Genomic DNA, 15,184 nt, shown 5'->3' on the forward strand with positions numbered 1-15,184 from the left:
TCTGTTTTCAAGCTATTTTAGACAAAACTCCCCTAAAACATCATCCAAGGCAAACACCGGCTTTGTCGTATATTGTATACAGCAATAATTCTGGACTTTGTAAGTATAGAAGCAAAGGCAAACTGCTTTAGCACGTACAAGACAGGCTATAAACGGATGACACTATTTATTAGATGAAAATAAAATCTAACTGGAAAAACGGCCTTCTGGCCATGGTATTAACGGCAACAACCCTCACCGGGTGCGTTCCCGTGGAGGGAACCGGTTCGGGTGCCGGCGCATCTGGCTACGGCGCCTCGCTGCGCTACGAAGACGCCATTTACGCTCAGGACGTCCGGTCGGTACAACTCTACACCAGAAACTTCAACGTGGGCGATGTTCTGGCTCCGCCCATTGTCAGCATTGAACAGTCAAGCCCTCTGGTGCTGGAATTCGACCGTATGACAGCGCCCCGCAGCCGGGCCGTAGTGCGTATTCACCACTGTGACTTTAACTGGCAACGCTCGCAATTGCAGCCGCTCCAATACGTGCAGGATTACAACGAATTCTTCATCATGGAAGTGGAGCCCTCAGCGGGAACCAAGGTACCTTACTGGCATTACCGGTTCCAGTTGCCGCGGGTGAAAATCAGCGGGAATTACGTGATGGAAGTAAGCGAGGAAGGCGGAAACCTGCTCCTGAGCCGTCGGTTTGTGGTATTTGAGGAACAGGTATCGGTGGGGCTTCGGCCGGTGGCCACTCCCGGAGCCGGAGACCGCTACGTGCGCCAGCAGATTGATTTCAACATCTTCTACCCGCAGTATCCGCTGGTGAACCCTTCTCAGGAAATAAGGGTTGTCATGCGCCAGAACCACCGTTGGGACAACGCCAAGGTGTTTACCCGGCCCACCTTTGTGCAGGAAGCCCAGCGCCGCCTGGAGTACCAGTTGTTTGATGTGGAGCAGTCGTTCCTGGGCTTGAGCGAGTTCCGGGCCCTGGATACCCGCAGCGAGCGGTTCAGCGGCATTGGCGTGGAGCGCCGCGATGTCACCACCAACCCCGACCGCGTGTACGCCCTCACCGGCAGAAGTCGCGCCCGCGAAGCCTACAGCACCCAACCCGACGCAAACGGGAAGTTCATCTTCGGGAGCCGCGAGTACGGCAACGCCCCTTTGAACGCCGACTACCAGCAGGTCTTTTTCCAACTCCATTCCCCGGAACCCGCCCCCGGACCGGTGTACGTCTTCGGTGGTTTGACCGATTGGCAACTGCAGGAGTCCTTCAAACTCACCTATGACCCCGAAAAGCAGCTTTACTCCGGGTCTGCTCTGCTCAAGCAAGGCTACTACAATTACTATTTCGCGGTGAAAGGCGCCAACGGCCAGGCCGATGCCCGCTATTTTGAGGGCAGCCACTTCGCCACCGAGAACGTCTACGATGTGCTGGTGTACTACCGCCCGCCCGGAACCCGCTCTGATCTGATCATCGGGTACGCCACGTTGCAATTCAATCCTCAGAAATAAAACAGAAAGGCCTCTCTTATGACAAGAGAGGCCTTTCTGTTTTGAGGTTGATTTCTGGAAAACGAGCGAGAAAACATCCAGCAAAGGGATTGGCAGAACTATGGCGCGGAAGTTACTTCCGTGACTTTCTTAATCCATATCTTAAGTGTAGCGGCGTTACACTGTAACGCCGTGTTAAGATGAAACAAAAACGTCTCTCCACCTGCAAACTTTTTTGCAAGAGAGAGGTAAGGCAGGTGTTTGGTGATAGAAGTAGGGCTGCTGCGTTGAACTACGGCGTTACAATGTAACGCCGCTACAATCGGGTTATTTACAGAAAAAAAGGCTTAAAACGGTTTACCTTTTCGCTACCAGAAACGCTTTCAGTTTCTCCACCAGCACTTCGTTAATGCGCACATACGACTCCTGAGTCCAGCCGCCGATGTGCGGCGTTAAGATCACCCTAGGATGTTGGAACAGGTAATTCAGGCGCTCCTGCTGCGCCTCCGTCAAGGTCTTCAGTTTCTCATTTTCCAGCACGTCCAGGGCGGCGCCTTTCACTTTCCCGGTTTTCATGGCATCCACCAGCGCGGCATGGTCTAAGACTTCGCCGCGGGCGGTGTTCAGGAGCCAGATTGGATGCCGGAAACCAGAAAGAACCTGCTCGTTGATGAAGTAATGGTTCTCTTTGGTGTAAGGGAAATGCAGACTCAGCACCTGGGCCTTCTCCTGAATTTCCTCCAGAGTAGTCAGTCGGACTTGAGGGAATGGATTTTCCACTTCCTTCTTGTCATAAGCCAATACCTCACAGTCAAAGCCCATCAACCGCTTGGCTAAGGACTTACCCATATGCCCGTACCCGATGATCCCGATGGTCTTCCCCCCTATCTCCTCGCCGCGGTTTTCCTCCCGCAGCCACAGGCCTTCCCTGATCTGTCGGTCGCCCTGAGTGATCTTGCGGAACAAGGCCAGCAGCAAGCCCAGGGTATGGTCGCCCACGGCATCGCGGTTGCCTTCCGGGGCGTTTATTAAGGCAATGTTCCTAGCTTCCAGCACGCCATCGTCAATGTTGTCTACGCCGGCCCCGGCGCGCGCCACTACTCTCAGGTTAGGCGCATGCTCCAGCAGAGCGGCGGTTACGCGCATTTTGCTGCGCACCACCAGCATGTGGTAATCGGGCAGTAAAGCCGGGACTTCTTCTTTGGTGATGGTTGGCCTATAAGTTACCTCTATGCCCAGTTTTTCCAGCATGGGCAAAAGGCTTTCGTGCATTAGGTCAATGATCAGGCACCGGAACGGAGATGAGGGAACGGACATAGTCAATTAAAGGCTTAATAATAAATGCGCCACCAGGAAGTACACGCCTAGGCCCAAAAGGTCATTAGCGGTGGTAATGAAAGGACCGGCGGCAACGGCGGGGTTCACCCCGTATTTATCTAAGATCATGGGCGTGATGGTTCCCATAAAAGAGGCCAGCAGCACAACGCTGAACAGGGCCACGGCTACCACTACCGAGAGCGTCAACTCCACCCCAAACAGCAAATTGAAGCCCATCACCAACCCAGACATTACCAATCCATTGATCACGGCCACCAACAGCACTTTCACAATGCGGGAGGTGAAGTTGTCAAACAGTACGGTTTTGTTGGCCAACGTCTGGATGATGATGGACGAGGACTGGATGCCCACGTTTCCGCCGGTGGCGGTGATGAGCGGCGTGAACATGGCCAGAGCCGGAATCACGGAGATATCGCCCTCAAACAAGCCAATGAAGCGGGCTCCCAGCAGACCGCCTACCATGCCCACCATGAGCCAGGGCAGCCGGGCGCGGGAAAGCCGGATCACGCTATCGTCTTCCTCAATGTTCTCGGTGATACCGGTCATGAGCTGGCGGCTCAGTTCGGCCTGTTCCTGGATCACGTCCAGCACGTCATCAATGGTGATGCGGCCCAGCAATCTGCCCTGGATGTTCACCACCGGAATGGCTTCCAGGTCATATTTCTGCATGACGGCGGCTACTTCATTGTCGTCTTTGTAAGACTCAATGGAAATCACATCCGGGTCGTATAGTTGCGAGATGGGGGTATGATCGTTTGAAAGGATGAGCGTTTTCATGCTCAACCGGCCCAATAGTTTGTCGCGGTCGTCCACCACGTAAATGGCATAGACTTTCTCCACGTTTTCGGCCTGCCGCCGGATTTCTTCTATGCACTGTCCTACTTTCCAGTTGATGTTCACTTTGATGAGCTCCTTGGCCATGAGACCGCCGGCGCAGTCCTCGTCATAGTGCAGCAGGTCAATGATGTAGGCCACGTGCTCGCGGTCTTCCAGCTGCGCGATGATCTCCTCTTTGCGCTGCACGGTCTGTTCATTGAGCACGTCCACCGCATCGTCAGAGTCCATCTCGGCAATGTAGCGGGCAATCTCCTCTACGGTAAAGTTCTTGAGGAAATTGGTGCGCACATCGGTGTCCAGGTCGCTCAGGATCTCAGCGCCCACATCGGCGGGCAGGATATCCATCACGTACTTGCTCTGCTCAGTGTTGAGTTCGTAGAGGACGGTGGTGATGTCCACGGGGTACATCTCCTCCATGTTGGAGAGGATGAACTCGGCATCGCGGCGCTCAATGGCGTCCTCTATCTGGTCAATAAACTCACGGGTGATTTCAGACTGCATGCTGCTGGATCAGAAGGGTCAGGTTGATAAAATCTTCCACGGAAAGCTGCTCGGCCCGTTTGTCAAAGACCGGCTGCTGCGTTACCTCGGCTGGCAGGTTGAACGGCTTCAGACAATTCCTCAGGGTTTTACGGCGTGTCCCGAAACTGGTCTTCACCACGGAGAAAAACAGTTTCTCGTCGCAGGGCAGTTGGGCCACCTCGTTGCGGGTGAGGCGCACCACCGCGCTTTTCACTTTGGGCGGCGGATTGAACACGTGCTCGTGCACCGTGAACAGGTACTCAATGGTGTAAAAGGCTTGCAAGAGCACGCTCATGATGCCGTAGGTTTTGGACCCGTGGGGCGCCGCAATCCGCTCGGCTACTTCTTTCTGGATCATGCCCACCGTCTCAGGAATCTGGTCGCGGTGATCCAGTATCTTGAAGAAGATCTGGCTGGAGATGTTGTAAGGGAAATTCCCGATGACGGCGAACGGCCCGGAGAACATCGTTTTCAGGTCAGTTTTCAGAAAATCGGCGAAAAGTACGCGGCCCTCCAGTTGCGGGAAATGCTCGTTGAGCCAAGCGATGGATTCCCGGTCAATGTCCACAATGGTGGTTCTGTATTCGGGGTGATTTACCAAAAACTGCGTCAAAACGCCCATGCCGGGGCCCACCTCCAAGACTTCCTGTACGCCGTTGGGCAGGCGCAGGGCCTCCACAATTTTCTGGGCGATGTTGAGATCCGTGAGGAAATGCTGACCTAGGTGTTTCTTGGGTTGGACGGGCTTCACTGGTTTTCGGTTTTCCGTAAGTTAAGGCTATATTGCAGCTCAAAGATACACATCTTATGCGCACAGAACTGACCTACGCCGCAACATTACCGGCAAATACCAGCACCGCCGTGTTGGTGCCCGGCCGCGACCAACTCCCCCAGGAGCTTTTCTCCCAAGATGAACTGGATTATATCAACCGCCAGCTGGAGCTGAAAAGCACGCTGGTAGTCCTTAATAAATACACGCACCAACTCTACCTGGTGCTGACCGAGCCTAGGAAAAAGGAAAACGAAACCCACGAAGCCCTGCGCAAAGCCGGTAACACCCTGCACCAGCGCCTTTCCGCCGACAAGGTAGATACCGTGGTGTTGCTGGATGCCGCCGATGCAGAAGCGGCTCTGTTCGTAGCCGAAGGTCTGGTCCTGAGCAACTACTCTTTCCAGCGCTACAAAACCGAAAAAGCGGTGGCCCCTACCCTCAAGTCTGTGGTGGTGACCGGCGTGGGTGTGACGGAAACACAGGTAACTGAGCTGTCTAACCTGTTGGATGCCGTTTACCAGACCCGCGACCTGATCAACACGCCTCCCAACATGCAAACCGCCACGCAATTGAGTGAGCAGATCCAGGAGATGCTGCAGGACACCGGCGTGGAGATTGAGATTCTGGACCAGGTGCAGATCCAGTCCCTGAAAATGGGCGGATTGTTGAGCGTGAACCAGGCTTCTGATGAATCAGCTACCTTTAACATATTGGAGTGGAAACCCCAGAACGCTACCAACGCCCAACCCGTGATTCTGGTGGGCAAAGGCGTGGTGTATGACACCGGCGGATTGAGTCTGAAGCCTACGCCTAACTCCATGGACTACATGAAGTCAGACATGTCTGGGGCGGCGGCCGTGGCAGGCACGCTATATGCCATCGCCAAAAACAACGTGCCCTTGCACGTCATCGGGTTGATTCCCGCTACCGATAACCTCATCAGCGGCAAAGGCTTCGCGCCCGGCGATGTGATTTCCATGCACAGCGGCCACACCGTGGAAGTTTTGAACACCGATGCCGAAGGCCGACTGATCCTGGCCGATGCCCTGCATTTTGCCAAGCGTTACAACCCTAGCCTGGTGATTGACATTGCCACCCTGACCGGAGCTGCCGCCAGAGCGGTGGGCCGCGAAGGCATTGTGATGATGGGCACCGCCGACGAGATGCTGAAATCTGAGCTGAAACTGGCCGGTGAAGCCGCGCATGAGCGTTTGGTGGAGTTCCCGCTGTGGGAGGAGTACCAGGATCACCTGAAATCTGAGATCGCAGACCTGAAGAACATCGGCGGAGCCGAGGCGGGCGCTATCTCGGCAGGCAAGTTCCTAGAGTTTTTCACCAATTACCCCTGGATTCACCTGGACATCGCCGGCACGGCCTACCTGTTGAGCCCAGATTCTTACCGGGGCAAACACGCCACGGGCAGCAGCGTTCGGTTGCTGTACCATTTCCTCACCTCACAAGCCACTGCTTAATCAATGGAGCAAAAGACCAAGCCCCGTATAGGAATCACCATAGGAGACATTAGCGGCATAGGCCCGGAAGTAGTTCTGAAAACCTTCGCCGATCAACGGATTCTTCACTACTGCACGCCTGTGCTCTACGCCACCGCCTCAGTGGTGAACAGGTACCGCAAGCTGCTGTCTCTGGAGAATTTTAACTTTCACCTCATCCAGGGGTTTGACCAACTGCACCCCAAAAAGGTAAATGTGCTTAACTGCCAGGAAGAAGAAATTGAGTTCACCCCCGGCACGCCTACTCCGGCTACCGGCTCACTGGCTCGTATGGCTTTGCTGCGGTCGGCGCAGGATCTGAAAGACGGACACATCCACGCCGTGGTGACCGCCCCCATTGACAAGGATAACACCCAGGGCGAAGGCTTCCAGTTCCCGGGCCACACTGAGTTCTACACCAAACACTTCAACGCCCCAGAGAGCCTCATGTTCCTGGTTTCAGAAGGACTGCGAGTAGCTACCGTGACCGGGCACATGCCGCTGAAGGAAGTGGCCAACGCTCTCACGCCGGAGTTGCTTATTCGTAAGCTCACCATCTTAGACAATTCGCTGCGCCAGGATTTTGGGATCCAGAAACCGAAGATCGCGGTGCTGGGCCTGAACCCGCACGCCGGCGAGAACGGCTTGCTGGGCACCGAGGAAGCCGAGATTGTGCAGCCCGTTATTGAGCAGATGAAAAGCAAAGGCAACCTGGTGTTCGGCCCTTTCCCTGCCGATGGTTTCTTCGGGACCCGCAGCTACAAGAAGTTCGATGCCACGCTGGCACTGTACCATGACCAGGGGCTGATTCCGTTCAAGACCATTGCGTTTGAGAACGGAGTCAACTTTACGGCCGGTTTGCCCATCGTGCGCACCTCCCCCGACCACGGCACTGCTTATGACATTGCCGGCAAAAACATGGCTGATGAGACTTCGTTCCGGGAGGCGCTGTTCACCGCCATTGATATTCTGAGAGCACGGGCCGGCGTTTAAGGCTTCCTTTCTCATTTTATACAAAAGCGTTTCGGGGCTATTTTCCAGAAAGTAGCCCCGAAACGCTTTTGTATAAATGGGTACTTCAAAGAAAACGTAACATATGATTTCACCTGAAAGACATCTTTCCTGGTGCCTGCCGGATAAACTTCCGTACTTTTAACCACCAAAAACTTAAAACTTAATACAACCTTTCCCCTACCCTACCAGATTTCACACGTATTCAACTGACAATGAACTACTCCTGTTTCGGGGCTGTTTCACGTAGGATAGGCCGAAAATCGGCTGAGTATTAACTAGTGCAAAAAAGGCATCTGTATTTTATAATTAAGATATTCTTGCTAATTTTGCGACTTGCAAAAAAAGAGGCAAAGTGAAGGAGATCAAAAAATACGATATCAACCTCGTAAAGCTCGGCAACAAACGCCACGAGTACGAGTTTGAATTAGACGACCGCTTCTTCGAGTTGTTCAGCCAGCAGTTGATCCATGGCGGCAACCTAAAGGCAGAGGTGGTGCTACACAAATCGGAGCTTCTTTTGCAGTTCGATTTCCATATCACCGGAACGGTACGCCTGACCTGTGACCGCAGCTTAGAGGAATTTGAGCAGCCGTTGGAGATTGACGAAACACTGCACGTACGCTTTGGTCCGGAAGAACTGGAACTGGATGAGAACGTGCTGCAGATTTTACCGGATACGCAGTGTATCAACCTGGCCCAGCACCTCTATGACTACATAGGGTTGGCGGTGCCCATGAAAAAGCTGCATCCCCGGTTTGTAGAGGAAGACCTAGCGCGGGAAGACGATCCGGAGGCAGAAGGCCTGCTGATCTACTCCACCGGCCCTGCAGAAGATGACGAGGACGACGAGGATAACGACGATGACGGGCCAATTGACCCACGTTTCGCCGCCCTTAAAAAGTTAAAATAAGTTTCTAAACCAATTTTGTAATAATTACCCGAGATGGCACATCCAAAGCGAAAAATCTCCAAAACCAGAAGAGATAAGAGAAGAACGCACGACAAATTGACTCCAAAGGCGATTTCTATCTGCCCTAACACCGGTGAAGTTCACCAATACCACAGAGCGTACGTGGTAGACGGCGATTTGTATCACAACGGTAAAGTGGCAATCAAAAATTATACCTCTGTTGCCTAATAAAGCTTGCCTTGACAGGCTTTATTTTAGTTACTTGTAGGATAATTTACGAAATACGCTTTACATGAAAATAGCTCTGGATGCAATGGGTGGCGACTTCGCCCCCGAAGCAGTTGTAGAAGGCGCACTTTTGGCGGCTGAGACGTTGACGGATGAAGTAGAGATTTTCCTGATTGGAGATGAAGACAGAGTCCATTCCCTCCTGCAGAAGCACGGCTACAAAGGATCCAGAGTAAAGGTTGTTCACGCATCCCAGGTTATTGGGATGGGTGAACACCCTACCAAAGCCCTCACCCAAAAACCTGATTCCAGCATTGCCGTGGGTTACGGCATGCTTGCCTCCAAGAAGGTAGACGCTTTCTGCAGCGCCGGTAACACCGGGGCCATGCTGGTAGGCGCGGTATTCAGCGTGAAACAGGTAGAGGGCATTCTGCGTCCGGCCCTGGCCAGCTTTATCCCCAAACTCTCCGGCGGACTGGGCGTGCTGTTAGACGTAGGCGCCATTGCCGACTGCAAACCCGAGATTCTGGAGCAGTTTGGTGAGATTGGCTCTATTTGCGCCCAGTACATTCTGGATATTGAGAACCCGCGCGTGGGACTCATGAACTTGGGCGAAGAGGAAGGCAAAGGAAACATGGTTACCCAGCCTGCCCACAAGCTCCTTAAAGAAAACACTTCTATCAACTTTATCGGGAACATTGAAGGACGGGACTTGTTCAACGACAAGGCTGATGTCATTGTGTGTGATGGGTTCACCGGTAACGTAGTCCTGAAACTGGCGGAGTCTATCTATGACATCCTAAAGGAAAAAAACATTTCAGACCCATTCTTTGACCGCTTCAATTACGAGGCGGTTGGCGGAAGCCCCATCTTGGGGGTGAACGGGAATGCGGTCATCGGGCACGGCGTATCAAGCCCTACTGCCATCTGCAATATGCTGCACCTGGCCAACAAAATGGCAGAAGCGCATATTTCAGAGAAATTCAAACAATTCTTCAGCGTCTCTAACTAGGCGCTCCTACAACAGACAATCCTTCAGAACCATATGAGCAAAATTACCGCCGCGATCACCGGTGTGAGCGGATATGCCCCGGAGTATGTGTTAACCAACCAGGAGTTGGAAACCATGGTAGAAACCAACGATGAGTGGATCGTTAGCCGCACGGGTATCAAAGAAAGACGCATCCTGAAGGGTGAAGACCAGGGTACCTCTGCCATCGCTATCCCGGCGGTGCTGGACCTGCTCAAAAAAACCAACACCAAGCCAGAAGAAGTAGACCTGCTTATCTGCGCCACCACTACCCCAGACATGGTGTTCCCGGCCACGGCCAACATCATCTGCGCCGAGGTAGGTGCCGTAAATGCGTTTGGCTATGACCTGCAGGCTGCCTGCTCTGGTTTCCTGTTCGGGTTGGCTACCGGTTCGCAGTTCATTGAGACCGGCAAATACAAGAAAGTAATTGTGGTGGGCGCTGATAAAATGTCTGCCATTGTGGACTACACAGACCGGGCTACCTGCATCATCTTCGGGGATGGCGGTGGGGCCGTAATGCTGGAGCCGAACACAGAAGGCTTGGGTATCCAGGACAGCATCCTGAAATCTGACGGTTCCGGGGTTCCGTTCCTGCACATGAAAGCCGGTGGTAGCCGTAGACCGGCCACTGCTGAGACCGTGGCCAGACGCGAGCACTACGCGTTCCAGGAAGGTCAGCAGGTATTCAAATTCGCGGTGAAAGGTATGGCCGATGTGTCTGCCGAAGTGATGGAGAAAAACAACCTCACCGCCGATGACATTGCGTGGCTGGTACCACACCAGGCCAACAAACGCATCATTGACGCTACCGCTAACCGCATGGGCGTGGGCCCAGACAAGGTGATGCTGAACATCCAAAAATATGGCAATACCACCAGCGGCACCATTCCGCTGTGTCTGTGGGAGTACGAGCCCCAGCTCAAAAAAGGCGATAACCTCATTTTAGCCGCATTTGGAGGTGGTTTTACGTGGGGCGCTATCTACCTGAAGTGGGCGTATGACCCCAAGTAATCGCCTTGTTTTTAAGGTACTTTTCTAAAATAGATCAAAAAATTCGGCTATCTTTGGCCGAATTTTTTTATGTCCAAAACGGGGAATTCCCCCCAGACATCTTAAACCGAAACACACTACACTATGGCAACTACCGCTGATTTCCGCAACGGGCTTTGCATTGAATTCAACGGCGACCTTTGGATCATCACCGAGTTTCAGCACGTGAAACCCGGCAAAGGTCCAGCCTTCGTTCGCACTAAACTGAAAAACATTAAAACCGGTAAAGTGGTGGACAACACCTTCACCGCCGGCGTGAAAGTGACCACGGCCCGCGTAGAGCAGCGTCCGCACCAGTTCATCTACAAAGACGATTACGGCTATAACTTCATGGACCTGGAGTCTTTTGAGCAGGTGACCCTGGATGAGAAAATGGTGCCGTTCGCTGACCTCATGAAAGAAGGTCAGGAAGTGACCATCCTTTTCCACGCCGAGACAGAAACCCCGCTTACCGCCGAACTTCCTACGTATGTAGAGCTCATGATTACGTATACTGAGCCGGGCATCAAAGGAGATACCGCCACCAACACATTAAAACCTGCCATTGTAGAGACCGGCGCCACCATTTCTGTGCCGTTGTTCATTGGTCAGGACGAAAAAATTAAGGTAGATACGCGTACCTATACCTACGCCGAACGAGTAAAATAGAACTATGAAAGCAAAGGAAATCCAAGAACTGATTGATTTCATCGCGAAATCAGGCCTGAATAAAGTTGACATTGAGACAGAAGAGTTCAAAATCTCAGTGGAGCGCGAGGCAAGCCAGAAAGTGAAATTTGTGTCAGGCGCTGCCCCGGCAGCTGCTTCGGCCCCTGCCCCACAAATCTCTGCTCCTGCTCCGCTTCCGGCCGCGGCCCCTGCCGCTCCCGCTGCTCCTGCTCAACCTGCCGCTGAAGACACCAGCAAATACATCACCATCAAAGCGCCTATGATTGGTACGCTGTACCGCTCCTCTAACCCAGAGTCTCCGGCGTTTGTGAACGTAGGCGATGAGGTGAAAAAAGGCCAGGTGATCTGTATCATCGAGGCCATGAAACTCTTCAACGAGATTGAGTCTGAGGTATCTGGCCGTATTGTGAAAGTGTTGGTAGAAAACGCTTCACCGGTTGAGTATGACCAACCCCTGTTCTTGGTAGACCCGAGCTAATTAATTATGAATTAAAAATGAAGAATTATGAATGAGCTATTCGTTCATAATTCTTTGGTTTTAAAGAACCTGTTTGGCTTCGGCCTTCATCCAGCCCATTAGTTTTTCAAATGACATTATCCGATTTAGACCTACTTTTTTAAAAACAGGCCAGAATCGGATAATCAGAAATTGGACTCAGCCTCATTAGGTTGCTGAGGAATGAGGGCGAACAGGGTGCAGGTTCTTCAATTTTTAATTCTTAATTTCTAATTCTTAATTGAAAGAACTGTGTTCAAAAAAATACTAATTGCCAACCGTGGCGAGATTGCGCTAAGGGTAATCCGGACGTGTAAAGAGATGGGGATTAAAACGGTAGCTGTGTATTCTACCGCAGACAAGGAAAGCCTGCACGTGCGCTTCGCAGATGAGGCGGTGTGTATTGGTCCCGCTCCCAGCGCCCAGTCTTACCTGAACATCCCTAACCTGATTGCCGCCGCGGAAATCACCAACGCCGATGCCATTCACCCGGGCTACGGCTTCCTTTCTGAAAATGCCGAGTTTTCCAGAATCTGTGCCGAAAACGGCATCAAGTTCATCGGGGCTACCCCAGAGATGATTAACTCCATGGGCGATAAGTCATCGGCCAAGGATACCATGAAAAAAGCGGGCGTGCCTACCATTCCTGGCTCTGACGGTCTGTTGACTTCTGCCGAGCAAGGCAAGAAACTGGCTGCTAAAATCAAATATCCGGTAATTATAAAAGCCACGGCCGGTGGTGGTGGACGCGGGATGCGGATCATCAAATCTGCCGAGGAGTTTGACAAAGCCTGGAACGATGCCCGTCAGGAAGCCAAAGCCGCTTTCGGGAACGATGGCATGTACCTGGAGAAGTTCGTGGAAGAGCCTCGCCACATTGAGATCCAGATTGTGGGCGACCAGTACGGAAAAGTATGTCACCTTTCTGAGCGCGACTGCTCTATTCAGCGCCGTCACCAGAAACTGATTGAGGAAACGCCGTCGCCGTTCATTGACCAGGACCTGCGCGAGCGCATGGGTCAGGCTGCTATTGCCGGTGCCGCCGCTATCAATTACGAGGGCGTGGGTACCATTGAGTTCCTGGTAGACAAGCACAAAGAGTTCTACTTCATGGAGATGAACACCCGTATTCAGGTGGAGCACCCCATCACGGAGGAAGTAGTGAACTATGACCTGATTAAAGAGCAGATCAAAGTAGCGGCTGGCGTTCCTATCTCGGGTAAAAACTACTATCCGCAGATGCACGCCATTGAGTGCCGTATCAATGCCGAGGATCCTAAGGCCGGTTTCCGTCCGAGCCCAGGCAAGATCAACGTACTGCACATTCCGGGCGGCCACGGAGTACGCGTAGACACGCACGTGTATGCGGGTTACACCATCCCGGCCAACTATGACTCCATGATCGCGAAGCTGATTGTGAGCGCCCAAACCCGCGAGGAAGCCATCGTGAAAATGAAACGTGCTTTGAGCGAGTTCGTGATTGAAGGCGTGAAAACCACCATTCCGTTCCACCTGGCCATGATGGACGATGAAGGCTTTAAATCTGGAAACTTCACCACCAGCTACCTGGACAGCTACGACTTCACACAAGTTTAAACTTGCACCAAATACTACAGAAAAAGCAGCCTTTAAGGCTGCTTTTTTCATTTTACAGATAGGGGTAAAACCCGCTTCCGCTGTTTACATGATACCCTACATGAATTATCTGTTTACATGAAAACCTTTTGCTTCTGGCTTTCTCTTGCCTTTGTTGTTTTTGCTGCTCCTAGTTGCACCTCCATTCTGTATTTAGACCGGGAACAGCCCGCCCTGGTACAACTGCCGGATTCAACACTATCCCTGCTGCTGGTGCAGCGCTACGATGCTTCTTTGCTCCCTTACAAAAAGGACCGCAAAATTGAGGTGTACCGAGATGGGGCAAGACAAGCAATTGAAACAGTTCAGCATGAACTTTCGCTTGATTCAGGTTTCCAGGTGACGTTAGCCGATAGCAGCCTTTTCCTGAAAAAATCAACCGAGGAACGTTTGCTCAATCAACAGAAAGTTCAGCAACTCTGCCATGAGTACAACACCTCCCTCCTGCTGGTGCTTGATACCTTGGATGCTTATATGGAGCAGACTACGGTCACGCGGGATAAAGATGAAAAAGGGAATGTCTCTAAAACTGCCGAGTATTCTTTGGTAGTAACTGCTAAATGGAAATTGTTCAATCAGGAGGGGAAGTTATTGGATGAGGCATTTCTGACCCAAAGCGAGCCTTATAGCAGCCGGGCAGTGATCAGCGGACTCCTTGCCTTAGGACCGGCCATGGCCAACGCCGGGGAAGCGGTTAACCGGAATGCTGCGAGCTTGGGAAGGCAATATGCCCAACGGTTCTACCCTACCAGACTCACCTTCGCCAAGGAATATTACCACCAGAAAGAACTGGCGCAGGCCGCCGAAATGATCAGGCTGTCTGAGTGGGAAAAGGCCTCGGAACTGCTGGTGCCCCTTGCTTCAGGAAAGGCCTCGGCCGTTACAGGCAAAGCCGCTTATAATCTGGCCGTCATCAATGAAATCCAGGGCAACCTGCCCGAAGCCAAACGGTGGGCAGACGTTGCCCGAAAAGCCGGTCTGAAAAGAGCCCGTTACCTCTTATCTGATCTCAATACGCAGAGATAAAGCAAAACTCCCGTTTTAAACCTGATTCAGAGAAAACAGGCTTAAAACGGGAGTTAAAATTTCAAAGCAACCAATCTTACTTAGCCAACGCTTCTTTGGCCACTAGTTCATCTAGTTCATTGAACCATTCCTCGCCGTATTTCCGGATTAAAGGCTCGCGCAGGAACTTGTACACCGGCACCCCCAATTCCAGCCCGAAGGAACAGGCGGGGTTACAGATTTCCCAACGGTCGTAGTTCAGGGCTTCAAATCCATCGTACTTCGTGATGCGGATGGGGTACAGATGGCAGGAAATGGGTTTTTTCCAGGAGATCTTTCCGTCCAGGTACGCTTGTTCAATGGCGCACTTGAGCGTGAGGTTATCGTCATAGATGGCGTAGGCGCACTCGCGGTTCCCGATGGTGGGGGTACTATAGTCGCCTTCAAAGTCTTCCACAAACAGTCCCTGCTCGGCCACGGCGTTGATGCCTTCCTGGGACATGTAGGGCTTTACGTGTTCGTAGGCCTCGGCTAAGACAGGCAGTTCGTCTTTCTCCAGGGGGGCGCCCAGGTCGCCTTCCACGCAGCAGGCGCCTTTGCACTTCTCCAGGTTACAGACAAAGAACTTGTCTTTGAGATCGTCAGACAGAACGGTATTTTGTAATACAATCATGAGCTATTTCTTACAGCAGAAAGACAAAAGT

The 15,184-nt window shown here is 52.4% G+C and carries 15 protein-coding genes; 11 read left to right on the forward strand and 4 right to left on the reverse strand.

Annotated elements, in window-relative coordinates:
- Positions 1-173 precede the first annotated feature (173 nt).
- Positions 174-1,502 carry a type IX secretion system plug protein gene (locus JT719_RS04115; RefSeq protein WP_207431230.1) on the forward strand — a complete coding sequence of 443 codons (1,329 nt, stop codon included), beginning with the start codon at positions 174-176 and terminating at the stop codon, positions 1,500-1,502.
- Positions 1,503-1,838: 336 nt separating this feature from the next.
- Here JT719_RS04115 and JT719_RS04120 read toward each other — a convergent pair whose 3' ends face one another.
- From JT719_RS04120 to rsmA, 3 genes are read right to left on the reverse strand one after another with little or no spacing between them, the layout of a single operon-like run.
- Positions 1,839-2,798, reverse strand: coding sequence for an NAD(P)-dependent oxidoreductase (locus JT719_RS04120; protein ID WP_207431231.1), 960 nt, complete (start codon positions 2,796-2,798; stop codon positions 1,839-1,841).
- A 6-nt stretch (positions 2,799-2,804) separates the two neighbouring features.
- Positions 2,805-4,157, reverse strand: coding sequence for a magnesium transporter (mgtE, locus tag JT719_RS04125; protein WP_207431232.1), 1,353 nt, complete (start codon positions 4,155-4,157; stop codon positions 2,805-2,807).
- Entirely contained in the window at positions 4,147-4,929 is a 783-nt protein-coding gene (rsmA, locus tag JT719_RS04130) for a 16S rRNA (adenine(1518)-N(6)/adenine(1519)-N(6))-dimethyltransferase RsmA (protein ID WP_207431233.1), read from the reverse strand. The genes mgtE and rsmA overlap by 11 nt, the downstream gene beginning before the upstream one ends.
- 56 nt (positions 4,930-4,985) lie before the next feature.
- On the opposite strand from rsmA, the gene JT719_RS04135 reads away from it, so the two are divergent.
- The 10 genes from JT719_RS04135 to JT719_RS04180 all read left to right on the forward strand — a co-directional run bounded on the left by JT719_RS04135 (position 4,986) and on the right by JT719_RS04180 (position 14,501).
- Positions 4,986-6,422, forward strand: a complete 1,437-nt coding sequence (locus tag JT719_RS04135) for a leucyl aminopeptidase family protein (RefSeq protein WP_207431234.1) — start codon at positions 4,986-4,988, stop codon at positions 6,420-6,422.
- 3 nt (positions 6,423-6,425) lie between these two features.
- Positions 6,426-7,433: a 4-hydroxythreonine-4-phosphate dehydrogenase PdxA gene (gene pdxA / locus JT719_RS04140; RefSeq protein WP_207431235.1), complete on the forward strand. Its 1,008-nt coding sequence runs from the start codon at positions 6,426-6,428 to the stop codon at positions 7,431-7,433.
- 373 nt (positions 7,434-7,806) lie between these two features.
- Complete coding sequence (locus JT719_RS04145) at positions 7,807-8,364, forward strand: YceD family protein (RefSeq protein WP_207431236.1); 558 nt, start codon at positions 7,807-7,809, stop codon at positions 8,362-8,364.
- 33 nt (positions 8,365-8,397) lie between these two features.
- On the forward strand, positions 8,398-8,592 hold the full coding sequence (rpmF, locus tag JT719_RS04150; RefSeq protein ID WP_207431237.1) for a 50S ribosomal protein L32: 195 nt from the start codon (positions 8,398-8,400) through the stop codon (positions 8,590-8,592).
- A gap of 64 nt (positions 8,593-8,656) precedes the next feature.
- A complete protein-coding gene (plsX, locus tag JT719_RS04155) occupies positions 8,657-9,604 on the forward strand; it encodes a phosphate acyltransferase PlsX (protein WP_207431238.1) in 948 nt (315 codons plus the stop codon).
- A gap of 33 nt (positions 9,605-9,637) precedes the next feature.
- Positions 9,638-10,636, forward strand: coding sequence for a beta-ketoacyl-ACP synthase III (locus JT719_RS04160; RefSeq protein WP_207431239.1), 999 nt, complete (start codon positions 9,638-9,640; stop codon positions 10,634-10,636).
- A 123-nt stretch (positions 10,637-10,759) separates the two neighbouring features.
- Positions 10,760-11,323 (forward strand): elongation factor P, encoded by a 564-nt coding sequence (efp, locus tag JT719_RS04165; RefSeq protein WP_207431240.1) that lies wholly within the window; start codon positions 10,760-10,762, stop codon positions 11,321-11,323.
- Positions 11,324-11,327: 4 nt separating this feature from the next.
- Positions 11,328-11,822 (forward strand): acetyl-CoA carboxylase biotin carboxyl carrier protein, encoded by a 495-nt coding sequence (accB, locus tag JT719_RS04170; RefSeq protein WP_207431241.1) that lies wholly within the window; start codon positions 11,328-11,330, stop codon positions 11,820-11,822.
- 270 nt (positions 11,823-12,092) lie between these two features.
- The gene (gene accC, locus JT719_RS04175; protein ID WP_207431242.1) at positions 12,093-13,436 is read left to right on the forward strand and encodes an acetyl-CoA carboxylase biotin carboxylase subunit; all 1,344 of its coding nucleotides are present in this window, start codon (positions 12,093-12,095) and stop codon (positions 13,434-13,436) included.
- A 117-nt stretch (positions 13,437-13,553) separates the two neighbouring features.
- Positions 13,554-14,501, forward strand: a complete 948-nt coding sequence (locus JT719_RS04180) for a DUF6340 family protein (protein ID WP_207431243.1) — start codon at positions 13,554-13,556, stop codon at positions 14,499-14,501.
- A gap of 76 nt (positions 14,502-14,577) precedes the next feature.
- Here JT719_RS04180 and JT719_RS04185 read toward each other — a convergent pair whose 3' ends face one another.
- Entirely contained in the window at positions 14,578-15,153 is a 576-nt protein-coding gene (locus tag JT719_RS04185; RefSeq protein ID WP_207431244.1) for a DUF3109 family protein, read from the reverse strand.
- Between the last annotated feature and the right edge of the window lie 31 nt (positions 15,154-15,184).

This window comes from Sabulibacter ruber, from assembly GCF_017355955.1.
GTDB lineage: Bacteria > Bacteroidota > Bacteroidia > Cytophagales > Hymenobacteraceae > Nibribacter > Nibribacter ruber_A.

Bases quoted from the DNA above. Each gene is read 5' to 3' on its own strand.
- JT719_RS04115 (WP_207431230.1), top strand. From the start codon at position 174: ATGAAAATAAAATCTAACTGGAAAAACGGCCTTCTGGCCATGGTATTA.
- JT719_RS04120 (WP_207431231.1), bottom strand. From the start codon at position 2,798: ATGTCCGTTCCCTCATCTCCGTTCCGGTGCCTGATCATTGACCTAATG.
- mgtE (WP_207431232.1), bottom strand. From the start codon at position 4,157: ATGCAGTCTGAAATCACCCGTGAGTTTATTGACCAGATAGAGGACGCC.
- JT719_RS04135 (WP_207431234.1), top strand. From the start codon at position 4,986: ATGCGCACAGAACTGACCTACGCCGCAACATTACCGGCAAATACCAGC.
- pdxA (WP_207431235.1), top strand. From the start codon at position 6,426: ATGGAGCAAAAGACCAAGCCCCGTATAGGAATCACCATAGGAGACATT.
- rpmF (WP_207431237.1), top strand. From the start codon at position 8,398: ATGGCACATCCAAAGCGAAAAATCTCCAAAACCAGAAGAGATAAGAGA.
- plsX (WP_207431238.1), top strand. From the start codon at position 8,657: ATGAAAATAGCTCTGGATGCAATGGGTGGCGACTTCGCCCCCGAAGCA.
- JT719_RS04160 (WP_207431239.1), top strand. From the start codon at position 9,638: ATGAGCAAAATTACCGCCGCGATCACCGGTGTGAGCGGATATGCCCCG.
- efp (WP_207431240.1), top strand. From the start codon at position 10,760: ATGGCAACTACCGCTGATTTCCGCAACGGGCTTTGCATTGAATTCAAC.
- accB (WP_207431241.1), top strand. From the start codon at position 11,328: ATGAAAGCAAAGGAAATCCAAGAACTGATTGATTTCATCGCGAAATCA.
- JT719_RS04180 (WP_207431243.1), top strand. From the start codon at position 13,554: ATGAAAACCTTTTGCTTCTGGCTTTCTCTTGCCTTTGTTGTTTTTGCT.
- JT719_RS04185 (WP_207431244.1), bottom strand. From the start codon at position 15,153: ATGATTGTATTACAAAATACCGTTCTGTCTGACGATCTCAAAGACAAG.